Below are 16,002 nucleotides of genomic sequence, written 5' to 3' on the forward strand. Positions count from 1 at the left end.
TTCTCCTTAAGCGTCGACGGCCGCGCAGATCAAGTTGATCCCGCGTGCCGTCAGTTGTTCACGGGCCTCAGCGCTGAGGCGTTCGTCGGTTATCAGGGTATGGATGCTGCTCCAGGGCAGCTCCAGGTTGGGAATCTTGCGGCCGATCTTGTCGCTCTCGACCATCACCACCACTTCGCGGGCCACCTCGGCCATGACCCGGCTGAGACCCAGTAATTCATTGAAGGTGGTGGTACCGCGCGCCAGGTCGATGCCGTCGGCACCGATGAATAATTGATCGAAGTCATAGGAGCGCAACACCTGCTCGGCGACCTGGCCCTGGAACGACTCGGAGTGCGGGTCCCAGGTGCCACCGGTCATCAACAGCATCGGCTCATGCTCCAGGTCGCGCAGCGCAGTGGCCACGTTCAGCGAGTTGGTCATCACCACCAGGCCCGGCTTGTGCCCCAACTCGGGGATCATCGCCGCGGTGGTGGTGCCGCTGTCGATGATGATCCGCGCATGCTCACGAATGCGCGCCACACCGGCGCGGGCAATCGCCTGCTTGTATTTGGACACCGGCTGACCGCCATCAGCGATCAGCTCCTGCGGCATGGGCACCGCGCCACCGTAACGCCGTAGCAACAGGCCATTCTTTTCCAGGGCGGCGAGATCCTTGCGGATGGTCACTTCCGAGGTCGAAAACCCCTTGGCCAGCGCATCGACACTGACCTCGCCCTGCTCGGCGAGCAGGGCGAGAATGGCGTGACGCCGCTGCGGAGTGTTGCGTTTCGACATGCTAAGTTTCGATTCGAAAGATAATTGCGCGAATCAAAACCTAATGAAGCTTTTGCGTCAAGAGTAAAACCGATGGAAGGCCGTTAGATGGGTTGAGCACGGCGCTACCCATCCTGCCTAAGCGGTGGGTTATGCCGCTACGCGTCTAACCCATCCCCCGATCAGCCTCACTGCTTGATCTTCACCGGGCGTTTCCAACCCTCGATATTGCGCTGCTTGGCCCGCCCCACGGCCAGGGTGTCGGCCGGCACATCGCTGGTAATCACCGAGCCCGCGCCGGTGGTGACGCCATCGCCCAGGGTCAGCGGGGCGACCAGGGCGCTGTTGGAGCCGATGAATACATCCTCACCCAATACCGTCTTGAACTTGTTGGCACCATCGTAATTGCAGGTGATGGTGCCGGCGCCGATGTTAGTGCGCGCGCCGATCTCGGCATCGCCCAGGTAGCTGAGGTGGCCGGCCTTGGCGCCTGCGCCGAGCACGGCATTTTTCAGTTCGACGAAGTTACCCACATGGGCCTTGGCGCCCAGCACGGCTCCGGGGCGCAAGCGGGCGAAGGGGCCACAATCGGCACCCTCACCGACCTCGGCACCGTCCAGGTGGCTGTTGGCCTTGACCACGGCACCCTTGCGCAGCGTACTGTTGCTGATCACGCAGTTCGGGCCGATGTGCACGCCGTCCTCGATGACCACCCGACCTTCGAGGATCACGTTGATATCGATCAGCACGTCGCGCCCCACCGTGACCTCGCCGCGCAGGTCGAAGCGTGCCGGATCACGCAGGGTCACACCCTGGGCCATCAGTTGGCGCGCCGCCCGCTGCTGGTAATGGCGCTCCAGTTCGGCGAGCTGGATGCGGTCGTTGGCGCCCTGCACTTCCATGGCGTCCAGCGGTTGTTCGGTGGCCACCACTAAACCGTCGGCCACCGCCATGGCGATGACGTCGGTGAGGTAGTACTCGCCCTGGGCGTTGCTGTTGGACAAACGCCCCAGCCAGTCGCCCAGACGCTTGCCGGGCACCGCAAGAATCCCGGTATTGCCTTCGCAGATCTGCCGCTGCTCGGGGCTCGCGTCTTTTTGCTCGACGATGGCCAGCACCTTGCCCGTCTTGTCGCGCAGGATGCGCCCGTAACCGGTCGGATCGTTGAGGTCGACGGTCAACAACGCCAGTTGCTCGTCGCCGACCTTCTCCAGCAAGCGCTGCAGGGTGCCCTGTTCGATCAGCGGTACATCGCCATAGAGAATCAGCACCCGCTCGGCGCTTAACGCGGGCAACGCCTGGGCCACGGCATGGCCGGTCCCCAGCTGCTCGGTCTGCAGCACGAAGTTCAGGTCATCCGCCGCCAGACGCTCACGCACTTGCTCGGCACCGTGGCCGATCACCACATGAATACCCTGTGGCTGCAGTGTGCGCGCGGTATCGATGACGTGTCCGAGCATGGATTTTCCAGCCACCGGGTGCAGTACCTTGGGCAGCGCGGAGCGCATGCGGGTGCCTTGGCCGGCAGCGAGGATGACGATATCGAGCGACATGAAAGTTGATCCTGAAGATACGTGACTGGGTAGAGACGTTTTTGCCGAAACCCCGGCTGCGCAGCAACTGCCAGTCATGCTGGATTGCGCTGCGCTCGACCCAGCCTAGGGGTGGAATAACAGACGAAAAAAAGGGTAGCCAAGGCTACCCTTTTTCTACTGTGCGATGAAGCCTGACGGAATCAGCTGCCGCCAAACTTCTTGCGCAGCTGCTGGACGGTGCGCAGCTGAGCTGCAGCCTCGGCCAAGCGTGCGGCGGCGGAGCCATAATCGAACTCCGCACCTTTGTCATGCAGGGCCTTCTCGGCAGCCTTGACGGCTTCCTGAGCGGAGGCTTCGTCCAGGTCGGCAGCGCGCTGTACGGTGTCGGCCAGGACCTTCACCATGTTCGGCTGCACTTCCAGGAAGCCGCCGGAGATGTAGAACACCTCGGCTTCGCCACCCTGCTTGATCAGGCGGATCGGACCCGGCTTGAGATCGGTGATCAGCGGCGCGTGACCCGGGGCGATACCGATATCGCCCAGGTTACCGTGCGCAACCACCATCTCGACCAGACCGGAGAAGATCTCGCCTTCCGCGCTGACGATGTCGCAATGGACTGTCATAGCCATATCTTGCCTCACGTAAGCGCCCGTCTCCGGGCGCACGGATTACAGTTTCTTGGCTTTCTCGACGGCTTCTTCGATGCCACCAACCATGTAGAACGCTTGTTCTGGCAGGCTGTCGTAGTCACCGTTGAGGATGCCCTTGAAGCCAGCAATGGTGTCCTTCAGGGAAACGTATTTGCCCGAAGCACCGGTGAAGACCTCAGCCACGAAGAACGGCTGCGACAGGAAGCGCTGGATCTTACGTGCACGGGATACCAACTGCTTGTCGGTTTCCGACAGCTCGTCCATACCCAGGATCGCAATGATGTCCTTCAGCTCTTTGTAGCGCTGCAGCACGTACTGCACGCCGCGAGCGGTGTCGTAGTGCTCCTGGCCGATAACCATCGGGTCCAGCTGACGCGAGGTGGAGTCGAGCGGATCGACCGCTGGGTAGATACCCAGGGAGGCGATGTCACGCGACAGTACGACGGTGGCGTCCAAGTGGGCGAAGGTGGTCGCCGGGCTCGGGTCGGTCAAGTCGTCCGCAGGTACGTAGACGGCCTGGATCGAGGTGATCGAACCCTGCTTGGTCGACGTGATGCGCTCCTGCAGGATGCCCATCTCTTCGGCCAGGGTCGGCTGGTAACCTACTGCCGACGGCATACGGCCGAGCAGTGCGGATACTTCGGTACCGGCCAAGGTGTAACGGTAGATGTTGTCGACGAACAACAGTACGTCGTTACCTTCGTCACGGAACTTCTCGGCCATGGTCAGGCCGGTCAACGCTACGCGCAGACGGTTGCCTGGTGGCTCGTTCATCTGACCGTAGACCAGGGCTACCTTGTCGAGAACGTTGGAGTCCTTCATCTCGTGGTAGAAGTCGTTACCCTCACGGGTACGCTCGCCCACACCGGCGAACACGGAATAACCGCTGTGCTCGATGGCGATGTTACGGATCAGTTCCATCATGTTGACGGTCTTGCCCACACCGGCACCACCGAACAGACCGACTTTACCGCCTTTGGCGAACGGGCAGATCAGGTCGATAACCTTGATGCCGGTTTCCAGCAGGTCGTTGCCGCCCGCTTGTTCGGCGAAAGACGGTGCCGGGCGGTGAATGCCCCAACGCTCTTCTTCGCCAATCGGACCGGCTTCGTCGATCGGGTTGCCAAGCACGTCCATGATCCGGCCCAGGGTAGCTTTACCGACTGGTACGGAGATGGCTGCACCCGTGTTGTTGACGTCCAGACCGCGCTTCAAGCCTTCGGTCGAGCCCATCGCAATGGTACGTACCACGCCGTCGCCCAGCTGCTGCTGAACTTCCAGGGTGGTGTCGGCGCCTTGAACTTTCAAAGCGTCGTAGATGCTCGGGACCTGATCGCGTGGGAATTCCACGTCGATCACGGCGCCGATGATTTGTACGATACGTCCGCTACTCATAGCTGGATCCTCTGAATATATGAACTGGTATCAGACCGCGGCAGCGCCGCCAACGATTTCCGAGATCTCTTGGGTGATCGCCGCCTGACGTGCCTTGTTGTAGATCAGCTGCAAATCGCTGATCAGATCACCGGCGTTGTCGGTAGCGTTCTTCATCGCGATCATCCGCGCCGCTTGTTCAGCTGCGTTGTTCTCGATCACCGCCTGGTACACCTGCGACTCCACGTAACGCACCATCAGGCCGTCAAGCAGCTCTTTGGCGTCGGGTTCGTAGAGATAGTCCCAGTGATGCTTGAGTTCCTGATCCGGATCGGCCACCAGCGGAATCAACTGCTCCACTGTCGGCTTTTGCGTCATGGTATTGACGAACTTGTTGGAAACCACGGCCAAGCGGTCGATACGACCCTCGAGGTAGGCATCCAGCATCACCTTGACGCTGCCGATCAGATCATTGATCGACGGCTCTTCACCCAGGTGGCTGATTGCAGCGACGACGTTACCGCCGAAGTTGCGGAAAAACGCCGCACCCTTGCTGCCTACTACGCAGAGATCGATCTCTACACCGTTTTCGCGGTTTGCCGCCATGTCCTTGACCAGGGCCTTGAACAGGTTGGTGTTCAAGCCGCCGCACAGACCACGGTCACTGCTCACCACTACATAACCGACACGCTTTACTTCACGCTCGATCATGAATGGGTGACGGTATTCCGGGTTGGCGTTGGCCAGATGACCAATTACCTGGCGGATACGCTCCGCGTAAGGACGGCTGGCAGACATGCGCATTTGTGCTTTGCGCATCTTGCTGACAGCCACCTTTTCCATGGCGCTGGTGATCTTTTGCGTGCTTTTGATGCTCGCAATCTTGCTGCGAATCTCTTTTGCGCCTGCCATGTAACACCTATCGGGTTAGCAGGCGGAGGTCTTGCGACCTCCGCTGCGGCTTACCAGGTTTGGGTGGCCTTGAACTTCTCGATACCGGCTTTCAGGCCTGCATCGATTTCGTCATTGAAGTCACCCTTCACGTTGATCTTCGCCATCAGTTCGGCGTGATCGCGGTTGAAGTAAGCAATCAGCGCTTGTTCGAAGCTGCCGATTTTGACGATCTCGATGTCCTGCAGGAAGCCACGCTCGGCGGCATACAGGGACAGCGACATGTCGGCGATGGACATCGGCGCGTATTGCTTCTGCTTCATCAGCTCGGTTACGCGCTGACCATGCTCGAGTTGCTTACGGGTGGCTTCGTCCAGGTCAGAAGCGAACTGGGCGAAAGCCGCCAGTTCACGGTACTGAGCCAGAGCGGTACGGATACCACCGGAGAGCTTCTTGATGATCTTGGTCTGAGCCGCACCACCTACCCGCGATACCGACACACCGGCGTTCACTGCCGGACGGATGCCGGAGTTGAACATGGCCGATTCCAGGAAGATCTGACCGTCGGTGATCGAGATCACGTTGGTCGGTACGAACGCAGACACGTCGCCAGCCTGAGTTTCGATGATCGGCAGAGCGGTCAAGGAACCGGTCTTGCCCTTCACTTCACCGTTGGTGAACTTCTCAACGTACTCTTCGGACACGCGCGAGGCGCGCTCCAGCAGACGGCTGTGGAGATAGAACACGTCGCCTGGGTAGGCTTCACGGCCTGGCGGACGGCGCAGCAGCAGGGAAATCTGGCGATAAGCCACGGCCTGCTTGGACAGATCGTCATACACGATCAGCGCGTCTTCGCCGCGGTCGCGGAAGTACTCGCCCATGGTGCAACCGGCGTACGGTGCGATGAACTGCAGCGCAGCGGATTCGGAAGCACTGGCGGCGACGATGATGGTGTTAGCCAAGGCGCCGTTTTCTTCCAGCTTGCGCACCACGTTGGCGATGGTCGACTGCTTCTGACCGATAGCCACGTACACGCACTTAATGCCGCTGTTCTTCTGGTTGATGATCGCGTCGATCGCCAGAGCGGTTTTACCGATCTGACGATCACCGATGATCAGCTCGCGCTGACCACGGCCAACCGGGATCATGGCATCGACGGCCTTGTAACCGGTCTGTACCGGCTGGTCGACCGACTTACGCCAGATCACGCCCGGTGCAACCTTCTCAACCGCGTCGGTAGCGACGTTGTTCAGCGGGCCTTTACCGTCGACTGGGTTACCCAGGGCATCGACCACGCGACCCAGCAGTTCCGGACCAACCGGCACTTCGAGGATGCGGCCGGTGCACTTGGCACTCATGCCTTCGGCCAGGGACTGGTAAGCACCGAGAACCACGGCGCCGACAGAGTCGCGCTCCAGGTTCATGGCCATACCGTAAACGCTGCCCGGGAACTCGATCATTTCGCCGTACATAACGTCGGCCAGACCGTGAATCCGCACGATACCGTCGGACACGCTGACGACTGTGCCTTCGTTGCGGGCTTGCGAGGCTACATCGAGCTTGTCGATGCGGCCCTTGATGATTTCACTTATTTCGGAAGGATTGAGTTGCTGCATAGCTCTGCTGCCCCTTCAAACTCAAGATTTCAATGCTTCGGCCAGTTTCGCGAGCTTGCCGCGAACTGAGCCATCGATAACCAGGTCGCCGGCGCGAATAACAACACCACCAATCAAGGTGGCATCCTCCGCGGCGTGCAGACGCACTTCTCGACCGAGCCGTGCACTGAGAACCTTGGCGAGTTTGTCTTGCTGTTCTTCGTTCAATGCAAAGGCACTGGTGACGTCCACATCAACCGATTTTTCCTGTTCGGCTTTCATCAGCTCGAACAGTTCGGCGATCTCTGGAAACAACGCCAGACGATCGTTTTCGGCGACTACGTGGACGAAATTGCGTACCTGCTCGTTGAACTTGTCACCACACACCTCGATAAAGGCGGTGGCTTTATCTGTACTCGTCAGACGCGGAGCCGTGAGCATGCGCTGGATGGTGTCGTCTTGCGACACCGCAGCGGCCAGGCCGAGCATGGCTGACCAAGGGGCCAGTTGCTGGTGGGCCTGAGCGTACTCAAAAGCAGCCTTAGCGTAAGGTCGGGCCAGCGTGGTCAATTCTGCCATGATCGCGCCCTCGCTTAAATTTCAGCTGCCAGTTTGGAAACCAGCTCCGCATGCGCGTTTTGGTCGATAGATGCGCTCAGGATCTTCTCGGCACCGCTGACGGCCAGGCTACCCACTTGGGCGCGCAAGGCGTCTTTGACGCTGTTCAGTTCCTGTTCGATCTCGGCCTGAGCCTGAGCCTTCACCCGGTCAGCTTCGAGACGGGCCTGTTCACGGGCTTCGTCGACGATCTGGTTACCGCGTTTCTTGGCTTGCTCAATGATCTCGGCTGCCTGGCTTTTGGCTTCGCGCAGTTGTTGACCCACTTTCTCATGGGCCAACTCCAGGTCACGAGCCGCACGGCTGGCAGCGTCCAGGCCGTCTGCGATCTTCTTCTGACGTTCGTGCAAAGCCGCAATGACCGGAGGCCATACGAACTTCATGCAGAACAGCACGAAGATGAAGAAGGCAACGGACTGGCCAATCAGGGTTGCATTAATGTTCACGCCAACACCTCGCTCGTTCGTTGTCCGTCAAACCAATCCACTCGAAAATCGAGTGATTAGCCTGCAAGTTGACCAACGAAGGGGTTCGCGAAGGTGAAGAACAGTGCGATACCAACACCGATCATGGTCACGGCGTCGAGCAGACCGGCGACGATGAACATTTTCACTTGCAGCATTGGCACCATTTCCGGCTGACGCGCAGCGCCTTCCAGGAACTTGCCACCCAGCAGGCCGAAACCAATTGCAGTACCCAGGGCACCCAGGCCAATCAGCAGTGCAACAGCGATCGCAGTCAGACCAACTACAGTTTCCATTTTTCCTCCCGACTTTTACGTCGTATTGGTTAAGGTTTTTAAAGGTAAAGCGGTAAAGCAAAATCGGTTGAATCACTGCCCTTGCGGGCATCCATCAAGAACACAGCACAGCCTCTTGCGCCCTTGGGCTCCGTCTCCCGAGGGGAGACGGTCAGCGGATGTGCGTGTGGTTTTTAATGGTTATCTTCGTGCGCCATCGACAGGTAGACGATGGTCAACATCATGAAGATAAAGGCTTGCAGGGTGATGATCAGGATGTGGAACACCGCCCACGCCCATTGCAGCACCACACCCAGGCCACTGAGCCAGAGCAGACCACTGCCAAACATCACGGCGATCAGGATAAACACCAGCTCGCCCGCATACATGTTGCCGAACAGACGCAGGGCCAGGGAAATCGGCTTAGCCACCAGCGTCACGAACTCCAACAGGAAGTTGACCGGAATCAGCAGCGCCTGCACCAACAGGTTCTTGCTGCCGAAGGGGTGTAGGGTCAGTTCACCGATAAAGCCGCCGATGCCCTTGACCTTGATGCTGTAAAAGATGATCAGCGCGAATACCGACAGGGACATGCCCAGGGTGGCGTTCGGGTCGGTGGTCGGCACCACACGGAAGAACAGGTGTGGATCACCGGAAATGATCGCCGCCAGCTGTGGAATCCAATCCACCGGCACCAGGTCGATGGCGTTCATCAGGAAGACCCAGACGAAGATGGTCAGTGCCAATGGGGCGATCAGCGGGTTGCGGCCGTGGAAGGTATCCTTGACGCTGCCATCGACGAACTCGATCAGCACCTCGACGAAGTTTTGCAAAGCGCCAGGCTGGCCGGAGGTCACTTTTTTCGCGGCCATGCGGAATAGCAGGATGAAGATCAGACCCACGGCAATAGACCAGCCCAGGGTATCGACGTGGAATGCCCAAAAACCCATTTCTTTGGCTTCTTGCGCAGTGTGGGCAAAGCCCCAATCACCGTTGCCCAGTTTCCCGAAAGTCAGGTTCTGTAGGTGGTGCTGGATATAGCCCGAAGCGGTTTGTTCTGCCATGGTTGCCTCAAACGCCCTAAGGTCTCAAAAATCTTATTTTCATCAACAGCGGTGCGAACCAGTTGACCACTTGGGTCAGACCAAAAACGCCGAACACTGCCAGCGCCTCTAATGGCTTCACCCCTGCAAACGTCAGTGCAAACAGCACTGCCGTCAGAATTAACTTGCCCGCTTCACCGGCATAAAAAGACCGGACTATGGCTTGGGCGGCCCGCGCTCCAGTGAATCGGAACGCCTTGTGGGCAAAGTACAGATTGGGTAGCCAAGCAATCAGGCCGCCCAGCAACCCAGAGTATCCAGTCGTTACACCGCGCCACTGCCAGAGAACGACAGCGGCAAGCAGGACTACGACCAGTTGAGCCAGCAACACCGGAAAAACCGGTAGACGATGGAAGGGCAGGCGGTTTTGCGTGCGAACATCCATCGAGTTGTTCCTGAATCAGTCCCCGGGTGTCGGCGCCAAAAAAATTGGCATACTTTGTGCCGACGAAATGCGCGCAGAGTATAGGGGCGCTTCCCAGCCCATTCAACTGCCGGGTAGTGATTTCCGACTACTCACTACAACTCCAAATGTTTCAGCGAATGTGCGCAAGTACTCCCTGTAACTCGTCCAGCGAGTTATAGCGAATGACCAATTGGCCTTTGCCTTTTTCCCCGTGTTTGATCTGCACCGGCGAGCCCAGGCGCTCAGCCAGGCGCTGTTCCAGCCGACTGATGTCCGGGTCGACCTTGGTCTCGGTGACCGGCTTTTCTTTGCTGTTCAACCACTGCCGCACCAGTGCCTCGGTTTGGCGCACGCTAAGCCCACGCGCGACAACATGTCGCGCCCCCTCGACCTGCTGTTCGGCCGGTAGACCGAGCAAAGCGCGGGCGTGGCCCATTTCCAGATCGCCATGGGCGAGCAAGGTCTTGATCTCTTCCGGCAAGGCGATCAGGCGCAGCAGATTGGTGATGGTCACCCGGGATTTACCGACTGCCTCTGCCACTTGCTGTTGGGTCAATTGGAACTCTTGCTGCAGGCGCTGCAGCGCCACGGCTTCCTCAATCGGGTTGAGGTCTTCGCGCTGGATGTTCTCGATCAACGCCATGGCGATGGCGGCTTGATCCGGCAGTTCGCGCACCATGGCGGGAATCTTCTCCAGACCCGCCTGATGGCTGGCGCGCCAGCGGCGTTCGCCGGCGACAATCTCGAAGCGTCCGTCGGCAATCGGCCGCACTACGATGGGCTGCATCACCCCGTGGGATTTGATCGACTGGGCCAGCTCTTCCAGTGCAGTTGGATCCATGTCGCGGCGCGGCTGGTATTTACCGCGCTGGATCAGATCCAGCGGCACATATTGCAGCTCGCTGCTGTCGGCCTGGGCCGCTTCGTCTTGCAGGGCGACGACGCTGGTTCCCCCTAGCAGGGCATCCAACCCTCTTCCCAGCCCTCGTTTCTTGGCGGCCATGCGGAATTCCTTATGCGGTTGCCGTGTGAGCGTTTGCACGCTGGCGACGAACCAGTTCGCCAGCCAACGCCAGGTAGGCGATGGCACCACGGGATTGCTTGTCATAAACCAGCGCCGGCATGCCAAAGCTCGGGGCTTCGGCCAGGCGCACATTGCGCGGGATCACCGTTTGGTACAGCTGATCGGGAAAATGTTCTTTGAGCTGCGCCGAGACATCATTGGTCAGGCTGATGCGCGGGTCGTACATGGTCCGCAACAGGCCTTCGATCTTCAGGCTCGGATTGAGCAACTGGCCGATGCGCTGAATGCTGTTGACCAGGTCACTCAGACCTTCCAGGGCGTAATACTCGCACTGCATGGGAATAATCACCGCATCGGCGGCGACCAGCGCGTTGATCGTCAGCATCGACAAGGCCGGTGGGCAGTCGATGAGGATGTAATCGTAATTCTCGCGAATCGGCGCCAACGCATAGCGCAGGCGACTCTCCTTCATCTTCATCTCCAGCAGGGAGACTTCGGCTGCGGTCAGGTCGCGGTTGGCCGGCAGCAACTGATAACCGCCGTGCTCGGAAAACTGCATGGCCTGCACCAGGTCGCATTCGCCGATCAGCACGTCATAGATCGAATGCTCCAGGGCATGCTTGTCGATACCGCTGCCCATGGTCGCGTTGCCCTGCGGATCGAGGTCGATCAACAGCACGCGGCGCTTGGTCGCTACCAGTGAGGCAGCCAGATTGACGCAGGTGGTGGTCTTGCCCACGCCGCCCTTCTGGTTGGCGATTGCGAATACTTTAGCCATGCTGCTTTTCCCCTAGACCGAGCGCCGCAGTATCAGCAGATGGCGCTGACCTTGGCAACCGGGAACCTTGAGCACATGAGTGGCGACCAGCGAGAAATCCGTCGGCAGGGCTTGTAGTTCGTCATCGGGGTGCACGCCTTTCATCGCCAACCAGCGGGTATCGCCATCGCCGAGGTGACGCGTCCAGTCGCTGAAGTCCTGCAACGAGCTGAAGGCCCGCGAGCAGATACCGCTGAATGGGTGCTCGGGGGTAAAGCCTTCGACCCGGCTGTGGATAACTTCCAGATTGGCCAGTTGCAGCTCCAGCTTCACTTGCGTGAGGAAGCGGGTCTTCTTGCCGTTGGAGTCGAGCAGGGTGAAGCGCCGTTCGGGGAACAGGATCGCCAGGGGAATGCCCGGCATACCGCCGCCGCTGCCGACGTCCAGCCAGTTATCCCCGGCTTCGACCACATAGGGCACCACGCTGAGGCTGTCGAGCAGATGGCGCGAGACCATTTCGTCCGGATTGCGCACCGCCGTCAGGTTGTAGGCCTTGTTCCACTTGATCAGCAGCGCCAGATAGGCGAGCAGTTGCTGGTGTTGCTGGGCGGACAGTTCGACGCCCAACTCACGCGCACCGTGGCTGAGTTCTTCGGCATGGCTGGGGGTGACCAGGGGCATCAGGCGCTTTGCTCCAGCTGGCGGCCAGCACCGCGCTTTTTCAGGTGGATCAACAACAGCGAGATCGCGGCCGGGGTCACCCCGGGAATCCGCGAAGCCTGGCCCAGGGTCTGCGGGCGAGCCTCGCCCAGTTTGTGCTGGATCTCCTTGGATAACCCGGAAATCCCGTGGTAGTCGATATCGGCCGGCAGCTGGGTATTCTCGCTCGCGCGCAGACGGGCGATTTCATCCTGCTGACGGTCGATGTAACCGGCGTACTTGGTCTTGATCTCGACCTGTTCGGCGACCTGCGGGTCTTCGGCACCGCCGCCGGTCACTGCGACCAGACCGGCGTAGTCGATTTCCGGGCGCGAGAGCAGGTTGAGCAGGTTGTATTCATGCGTCAGCGGCGTACCGAAGCGTGCGGCGATGGCGTCGCCTTGCGCAGTATTCGGTCGTACCCAGGTGCTTTTCAGTCGTTGCTCCTCCTGGGCGATGCCTTCGCGCTTGGCCTCGAACGCCGCCCAGCGCCGATCGTCGACCAGGCCCAGTTCGCGGCCTTTCTCGGTCAGGCGCAGGTCGGCGTTGTCTTCACGCAGGATCAGGCGGTACTCGGCCCGCGAGGTAAACATGCGGTACGGTTCCTGGGTGCCCAGGGTGATCAGGTCGTCGACCAGTACGCCGAGGTAGGCTTCGTCGCGGCGCGGGCACCAGGCTTCGCGACCCAGGGCACGCAGCGCCGCGTTGCAGCCGGCCAACAATCCCTGGGCGCCGGCTTCTTCGTAACCGGTGGTGCCGTTGATCTGTCCGGCGAAGTACAGGCCACCGATGACCTTGGTTTCCAGGCTGTACTTCAGGTCCCGCGGATCGAAGTAGTCGTACTCGATGGCGTAGCCGGGGCGAACGATATGCGCGTTGTGCATGCCGCGAATAGAACGCACCAGCTCCAGCTGCACATCGAAGGGCAGCGACGTGGAAATGCCATTGGGATACAGCTCGTGGGTGGTCAGGCCTTCCGGCTCGATGAACACCTGGTGGCTGTCCTTGTCGGCGAAACGGTGAATCTTGTCTTCGATGGACGGGCAGTAACGCGGACCGACGCCATCGATCACCCCGGAATACATCGGCGAGCGATCCAGGTTGGCGGCGATGATCTCGTGGGTGCGGGCGTTGGTGTGGGTAATCCAGCAACTGACCTGACGCGGATGTTGCAGCTGGTGGCCGAGGAACGACATCACCGGAATCGGCGTGTCGCCCGGCTGTTCGGTCATCTGGGTGAAATCCACCGAACGGCCGTCGATGCGCGGCGGCGTTCCGGTCTTCAGGCGGCCGACGCGCAGTGGCAGTTCACGCAGGCGTTGGGCCAGGGCGATCGAGGGTGGATCGCCGGCGCGGCCACCGGTGTAGTTCTGCATACCGATGTGGATAAGTCCGCCGAGGAAGGTGCCGGTGGTCAGCACCACCGAGTCGGCGAGAAAACGCAGGCCCATCTGCGTGACCACGCCCTTGACCTGTTCGTTCTCGACGATCAGGTCATCCGCAGCTTGCTGGAATATCCACAGGTTGCTCTGGTTTTCCAGGGTTTCGCGGATGGCGGCCTTGTACAGCAGGCGATCGGCCTGGGCGCGAGTGGCGCGAACGGCGGGGCCCTTGCGGCTGTTCAACACGCGGAACTGAATACCGCCGAGATCGGTGGCGTGGGCCATGGCGCCGCCGAGGGCGTCGATTTCCTTGACCAGGTGGCTTTTGCCGATGCCGCCAATAGCTGGGTTGCAGCTCATCTGCCCCAAGGTTTCCACGTTATGGGTCAGCAGCAGGGTTTTTACCCCCATGCGTGCAGCCGCGAGCGCCGCCTCGGTGCCGGCGTGGCCACCGCCGATTACGATCACATCAAAACGGGAAGGGAAATCCACCACGCACCTCGTGCCTGTTGAGAAAAATGGGGAGGCTTTTATCGGGAAAAGCGGAAAGCCGGCAAGTATAGGCACTTAGCTGACCTGAAAGAACCCTTCTGCACAAAAAATAGCCAGCTCTCGGGCCGAACGGAAAGCGCTCGGTTAATAAGAATTAAAAGAATGAATTTTTATAAAGCTTTGTTTTTATGTTTATTAATGCTGAAGCCATTTTCTGTGGATAGATGGCTGCAGCCCTCTGCAGCCAATGCTTCCGTTTCTGTATAAGGCTGTGCTCAGCCAGGGATGAGGGGCTTGGATAAACGACTTAAGCCTGTGGATGAAACAGCCAGTTGTCCACAGAGGGGTTTATCTGCAGTTTTCCCCACTGCTTATCGACCGGGTTTAGGCACGGTTTTCCACAGGGCTTATGTCGGACCTGCGCCCACACTAAAGCCGCCTCGCGGTCGGGCTAATTGGAGTCAAACGTGGGTTTTCGATTGTTGCGAGCAAGGCTGGATCGACGAAGCGTCACCTGGCCGGACTGGTCACAGGTGAGAAACCAGCAGGTGGCGGGATCTGGAAGCGGCTTATTTACCGATGCAAAAGCTGGAAAAAATGCGTCCGAGCAAGTCGTCTGAACTGAATGCACCGGTGATTTCGCCGAGAGCGTGCTGGGCCTGCCGCAGGTCTTCGGCAAGCAGTTCGCCGGCGCCTGCCAGGGTCAGCTGGGCGTGACCGTGCGCCAGGCATGTTTCTGCCTGACGCAACGCCTCCAGGTGGCGTCGGCGGGCGCTGAAGCTGCTTTCGGAGGTTTGTTCGTAGCCCATACAGGCTTTCAGGTGCTCACGCAGCAGCTCGAGGCCGGCATTCGATTTAGCCGACAGGCTGATGGTTACATGATTATCGGCACTGACCTCCAAGCCAACGGCCTCGTGGGACAGATCGGCTTTATTGCGGATCAGCGTGACCTTGGCCGGATCCGGCCGCTGGTCGAGAAACTCCGGCCACAACGCGAAGGGGTCCGCCGCTTCAGGCGCCGTGGTATCGACCATCAACAGAATTCGATCCGCCTCGCCAATGGCATTCAAGGCGCGTGCGACGCCAATTTTCTCCACCTGGTCATCGGTGTCGCGCAGGCCTGCGGTGTCCACCACATGCAGTGGCATGCCGTCGATGTGGATATGTTCACGCAGCAGGTCGCGCGTGGTGCCGGCAATTTCGGTGACGATGGCTGCCTCACGCCCGGCCAGCGCATTGAGCAGGCTCGATTTGCCGGCATTCGGCCTGCCGGCGATCACCACGGTCATGCCATCGCGCAGCAGTGCGCCTTGCCCCGCCTGGCGCAGTACCTCGGCGAGGTCGGCGCGCACTTCTTGCAACAGCTTCAACACGTGTCCGTCGGCGAGGAAGTCGATTTCCTCCTCGGGAAAGTCGATAGCGGCTTCGACATAGATCCGCAGGCTGATCAGCCGCTCGGTCAAGTTATGCACACGTTTCGAAAACTCGCCCTGTAGTGAACGCAAGGCGTTGCGCGCGGCTTGTTCCGAGCTTGCTTCGATCAAATCGGCAATGGCCTCGGCCTGGGCCAGGTCGAGTTTGTCATTGAGGAAGGCGCGTTCGCTGAATTCGCCGGGTCGGGCCAGACGCGCCCCGAGCTGCAGGCAGCGACGTAACAGCAGGTCCAGGACCACGGGACCACCGTGGCCCTGCAACTCCAGCACATCCTCTCCGGTAAAGGAGTTAGGCCCGGGAAAATACAAGGCCAGGCCTTCATCGATCACCTGCTCGGCGTCGGCGAAAAACGGCCCGTAATGGGCGTAGCGGGGGCTCAGCTCACGTTGGCAAACCGCCTTGGCCAGTTGTCCGGCCAAGGGACCGGAGACCCGCACGATACCGACGCCGCCACGACCCTGGGCGGTGGCGACGGCGGCAATGGTTTCACGGGCTGCTTGCATGCGAGACTCCAAATCCTGGATAGCAAGACGCCCCACGATGGGGG

At 59.9% G+C, this 16,002-nt stretch carries 16 protein-coding genes; all 16 read right to left on the reverse strand.

Features of this window, described 5'->3' with window-relative positions; all coding sequences use genetic code 11:
* Positions 1–6: 6 nt before the first annotated feature.
* Positions 7–777 (reverse strand): DeoR/GlpR family DNA-binding transcription regulator, encoded by a 771-nt coding sequence (locus tag FBY03_RS06125; protein ID WP_147171311.1) that lies wholly within the window; start codon positions 775–777, stop codon positions 7–9.
* Positions 778–944: 167 nt separating this feature from the next.
* Entirely contained in the window at positions 945–2,309 is a 1,365-nt protein-coding gene (gene glmU, locus FBY03_RS06130) for a bifunctional UDP-N-acetylglucosamine diphosphorylase/glucosamine-1-phosphate N-acetyltransferase GlmU (RefSeq protein ID WP_147171312.1), read from the reverse strand.
* Positions 2,310–2,491: 182 nt separating this feature from the next.
* Positions 2,492–2,920, reverse strand: coding sequence for a F0F1 ATP synthase subunit epsilon (locus FBY03_RS06135; protein WP_025163732.1), 429 nt, complete (start codon positions 2,918–2,920; stop codon positions 2,492–2,494).
* A 39-nt stretch (positions 2,921–2,959) separates the two neighbouring features.
* Positions 2,960–4,336 carry a F0F1 ATP synthase subunit beta gene (gene atpD, locus FBY03_RS06140; protein WP_147171313.1) on the reverse strand — a complete coding sequence of 459 codons (1,377 nt, stop codon included), beginning with the start codon at positions 4,334–4,336 and terminating at the stop codon, positions 2,960–2,962.
* Between the two features lie 30 nt (positions 4,337–4,366).
* The gene (gene atpG / locus FBY03_RS06145; protein ID WP_147171314.1) at positions 4,367–5,227 is read right to left on the reverse strand and encodes a F0F1 ATP synthase subunit gamma; all 861 of its coding nucleotides are present in this window, start codon (positions 5,225–5,227) and stop codon (positions 4,367–4,369) included.
* Between the two features lie 50 nt (positions 5,228–5,277).
* Entirely contained in the window at positions 5,278–6,822 is a 1,545-nt protein-coding gene (gene atpA / locus FBY03_RS06150; RefSeq protein WP_025163729.1) for a F0F1 ATP synthase subunit alpha, read from the reverse strand.
* 21 nt (positions 6,823–6,843) lie between these two features.
* Complete coding sequence (locus FBY03_RS06155) at positions 6,844–7,380, reverse strand: F0F1 ATP synthase subunit delta (protein WP_147171315.1); 537 nt, start codon at positions 7,378–7,380, stop codon at positions 6,844–6,846.
* A 14-nt stretch (positions 7,381–7,394) separates the two neighbouring features.
* Positions 7,395–7,865, reverse strand: coding sequence for a F0F1 ATP synthase subunit B (locus FBY03_RS06160; RefSeq protein WP_147171316.1), 471 nt, complete (start codon positions 7,863–7,865; stop codon positions 7,395–7,397).
* A 56-nt stretch (positions 7,866–7,921) separates the two neighbouring features.
* Entirely contained in the window at positions 7,922–8,179 is a 258-nt protein-coding gene (atpE, locus tag FBY03_RS06165) for a F0F1 ATP synthase subunit C (RefSeq protein ID WP_002555987.1), read from the reverse strand.
* Between the two features lie 173 nt (positions 8,180–8,352).
* Positions 8,353–9,222, reverse strand: coding sequence for a F0F1 ATP synthase subunit A (atpB, locus tag FBY03_RS06170; RefSeq protein ID WP_147171317.1), 870 nt, complete (start codon positions 9,220–9,222; stop codon positions 8,353–8,355).
* Positions 9,223–9,238: 16 nt separating this feature from the next.
* Positions 9,239–9,646, reverse strand: coding sequence for a F0F1 ATP synthase subunit I (locus FBY03_RS06175; protein WP_147171318.1), 408 nt, complete (start codon positions 9,644–9,646; stop codon positions 9,239–9,241).
* Between the two features lie 151 nt (positions 9,647–9,797).
* Positions 9,798–10,670, reverse strand: coding sequence for a ParB/RepB/Spo0J family partition protein (locus FBY03_RS06180; RefSeq protein ID WP_147171319.1), 873 nt, complete (start codon positions 10,668–10,670; stop codon positions 9,798–9,800).
* A 10-nt stretch (positions 10,671–10,680) separates the two neighbouring features.
* On the reverse strand, positions 10,681–11,469 hold the full coding sequence (locus tag FBY03_RS06185) for a ParA family protein (RefSeq protein ID WP_147171320.1): 789 nt from the start codon (positions 11,467–11,469) through the stop codon (positions 10,681–10,683).
* A gap of 12 nt (positions 11,470–11,481) precedes the next feature.
* Positions 11,482–12,129 carry a 16S rRNA (guanine(527)-N(7))-methyltransferase RsmG gene (gene rsmG, locus FBY03_RS06190; protein ID WP_147171321.1) on the reverse strand — a complete coding sequence of 216 codons (648 nt, stop codon included), beginning with the start codon at positions 12,127–12,129 and terminating at the stop codon, positions 11,482–11,484.
* A complete protein-coding gene (gene mnmG / locus FBY03_RS06195; protein ID WP_147171322.1) occupies positions 12,129–14,021 on the reverse strand; it encodes a tRNA uridine-5-carboxymethylaminomethyl(34) synthesis enzyme MnmG in 1,893 nt (630 codons plus the stop codon). Before mnmG ends, rsmG begins: the two co-directional genes overlap by 1 nt.
* A 569-nt stretch (positions 14,022–14,590) precedes the next feature.
* On the reverse strand, positions 14,591–15,958 hold the full coding sequence (mnmE, locus tag FBY03_RS06200; RefSeq protein WP_147171323.1) for a tRNA uridine-5-carboxymethylaminomethyl(34) synthesis GTPase MnmE: 1,368 nt from the start codon (positions 15,956–15,958) through the stop codon (positions 14,591–14,593).
* Between the last annotated feature and the right edge of the window lie 44 nt (positions 15,959–16,002).

It is taken from the genome of Pseudomonas sp. SJZ079 (assembly GCF_007993865.1).
Lineage (GTDB): Bacteria > Pseudomonadota > Gammaproteobacteria > Pseudomonadales > Pseudomonadaceae > Aquipseudomonas.

Excerpts from the sequence above, each read along its gene's own strand:
- FBY03_RS06125 (WP_147171311.1), bottom strand. The coding sequence starts at position 777 with ATGTCGAAACGCAACACTCCGCAGCGGCGTCACGCCATTCTCGCCCTG.
- glmU (WP_147171312.1), bottom strand. The coding sequence starts at position 2,309 with ATGTCGCTCGATATCGTCATCCTCGCTGCCGGCCAAGGCACCCGCATG.
- FBY03_RS06135 (WP_025163732.1), bottom strand. The coding sequence starts at position 2,920 with ATGGCTATGACAGTCCATTGCGACATCGTCAGCGCGGAAGGCGAGATC.
- atpD (WP_147171313.1), bottom strand. The coding sequence starts at position 4,336 with ATGAGTAGCGGACGTATCGTACAAATCATCGGCGCCGTGATCGACGTG.
- atpG (WP_147171314.1), bottom strand. The coding sequence starts at position 5,227 with ATGGCAGGCGCAAAAGAGATTCGCAGCAAGATTGCGAGCATCAAAAGC.
- atpA (WP_025163729.1), bottom strand. The coding sequence starts at position 6,822 with ATGCAGCAACTCAATCCTTCCGAAATAAGTGAAATCATCAAGGGCCGC.
- FBY03_RS06155 (WP_147171315.1), bottom strand. The coding sequence starts at position 7,380 with ATGGCAGAATTGACCACGCTGGCCCGACCTTACGCTAAGGCTGCTTTT.
- atpE (WP_002555987.1), bottom strand. The coding sequence starts at position 8,179 with ATGGAAACTGTAGTTGGTCTGACTGCGATCGCTGTTGCACTGCTGATT.
- atpB (WP_147171317.1), bottom strand. The coding sequence starts at position 9,222 with ATGGCAGAACAAACCGCTTCGGGCTATATCCAGCACCACCTACAGAAC.
- FBY03_RS06175 (WP_147171318.1), bottom strand. The coding sequence starts at position 9,646 with ATGGATGTTCGCACGCAAAACCGCCTGCCCTTCCATCGTCTACCGGTT.
- FBY03_RS06180 (WP_147171319.1), bottom strand. The coding sequence starts at position 10,670 with ATGGCCGCCAAGAAACGAGGGCTGGGAAGAGGGTTGGATGCCCTGCTA.
- FBY03_RS06185 (WP_147171320.1), bottom strand. The coding sequence starts at position 11,469 with ATGGCTAAAGTATTCGCAATCGCCAACCAGAAGGGCGGCGTGGGCAAG.
- rsmG (WP_147171321.1), bottom strand. The coding sequence starts at position 12,129 with ATGCCCCTGGTCACCCCCAGCCATGCCGAAGAACTCAGCCACGGTGCG.
- mnmE (WP_147171323.1), bottom strand. The coding sequence starts at position 15,958 with ATGCAAGCAGCCCGTGAAACCATTGCCGCCGTCGCCACCGCCCAGGGT.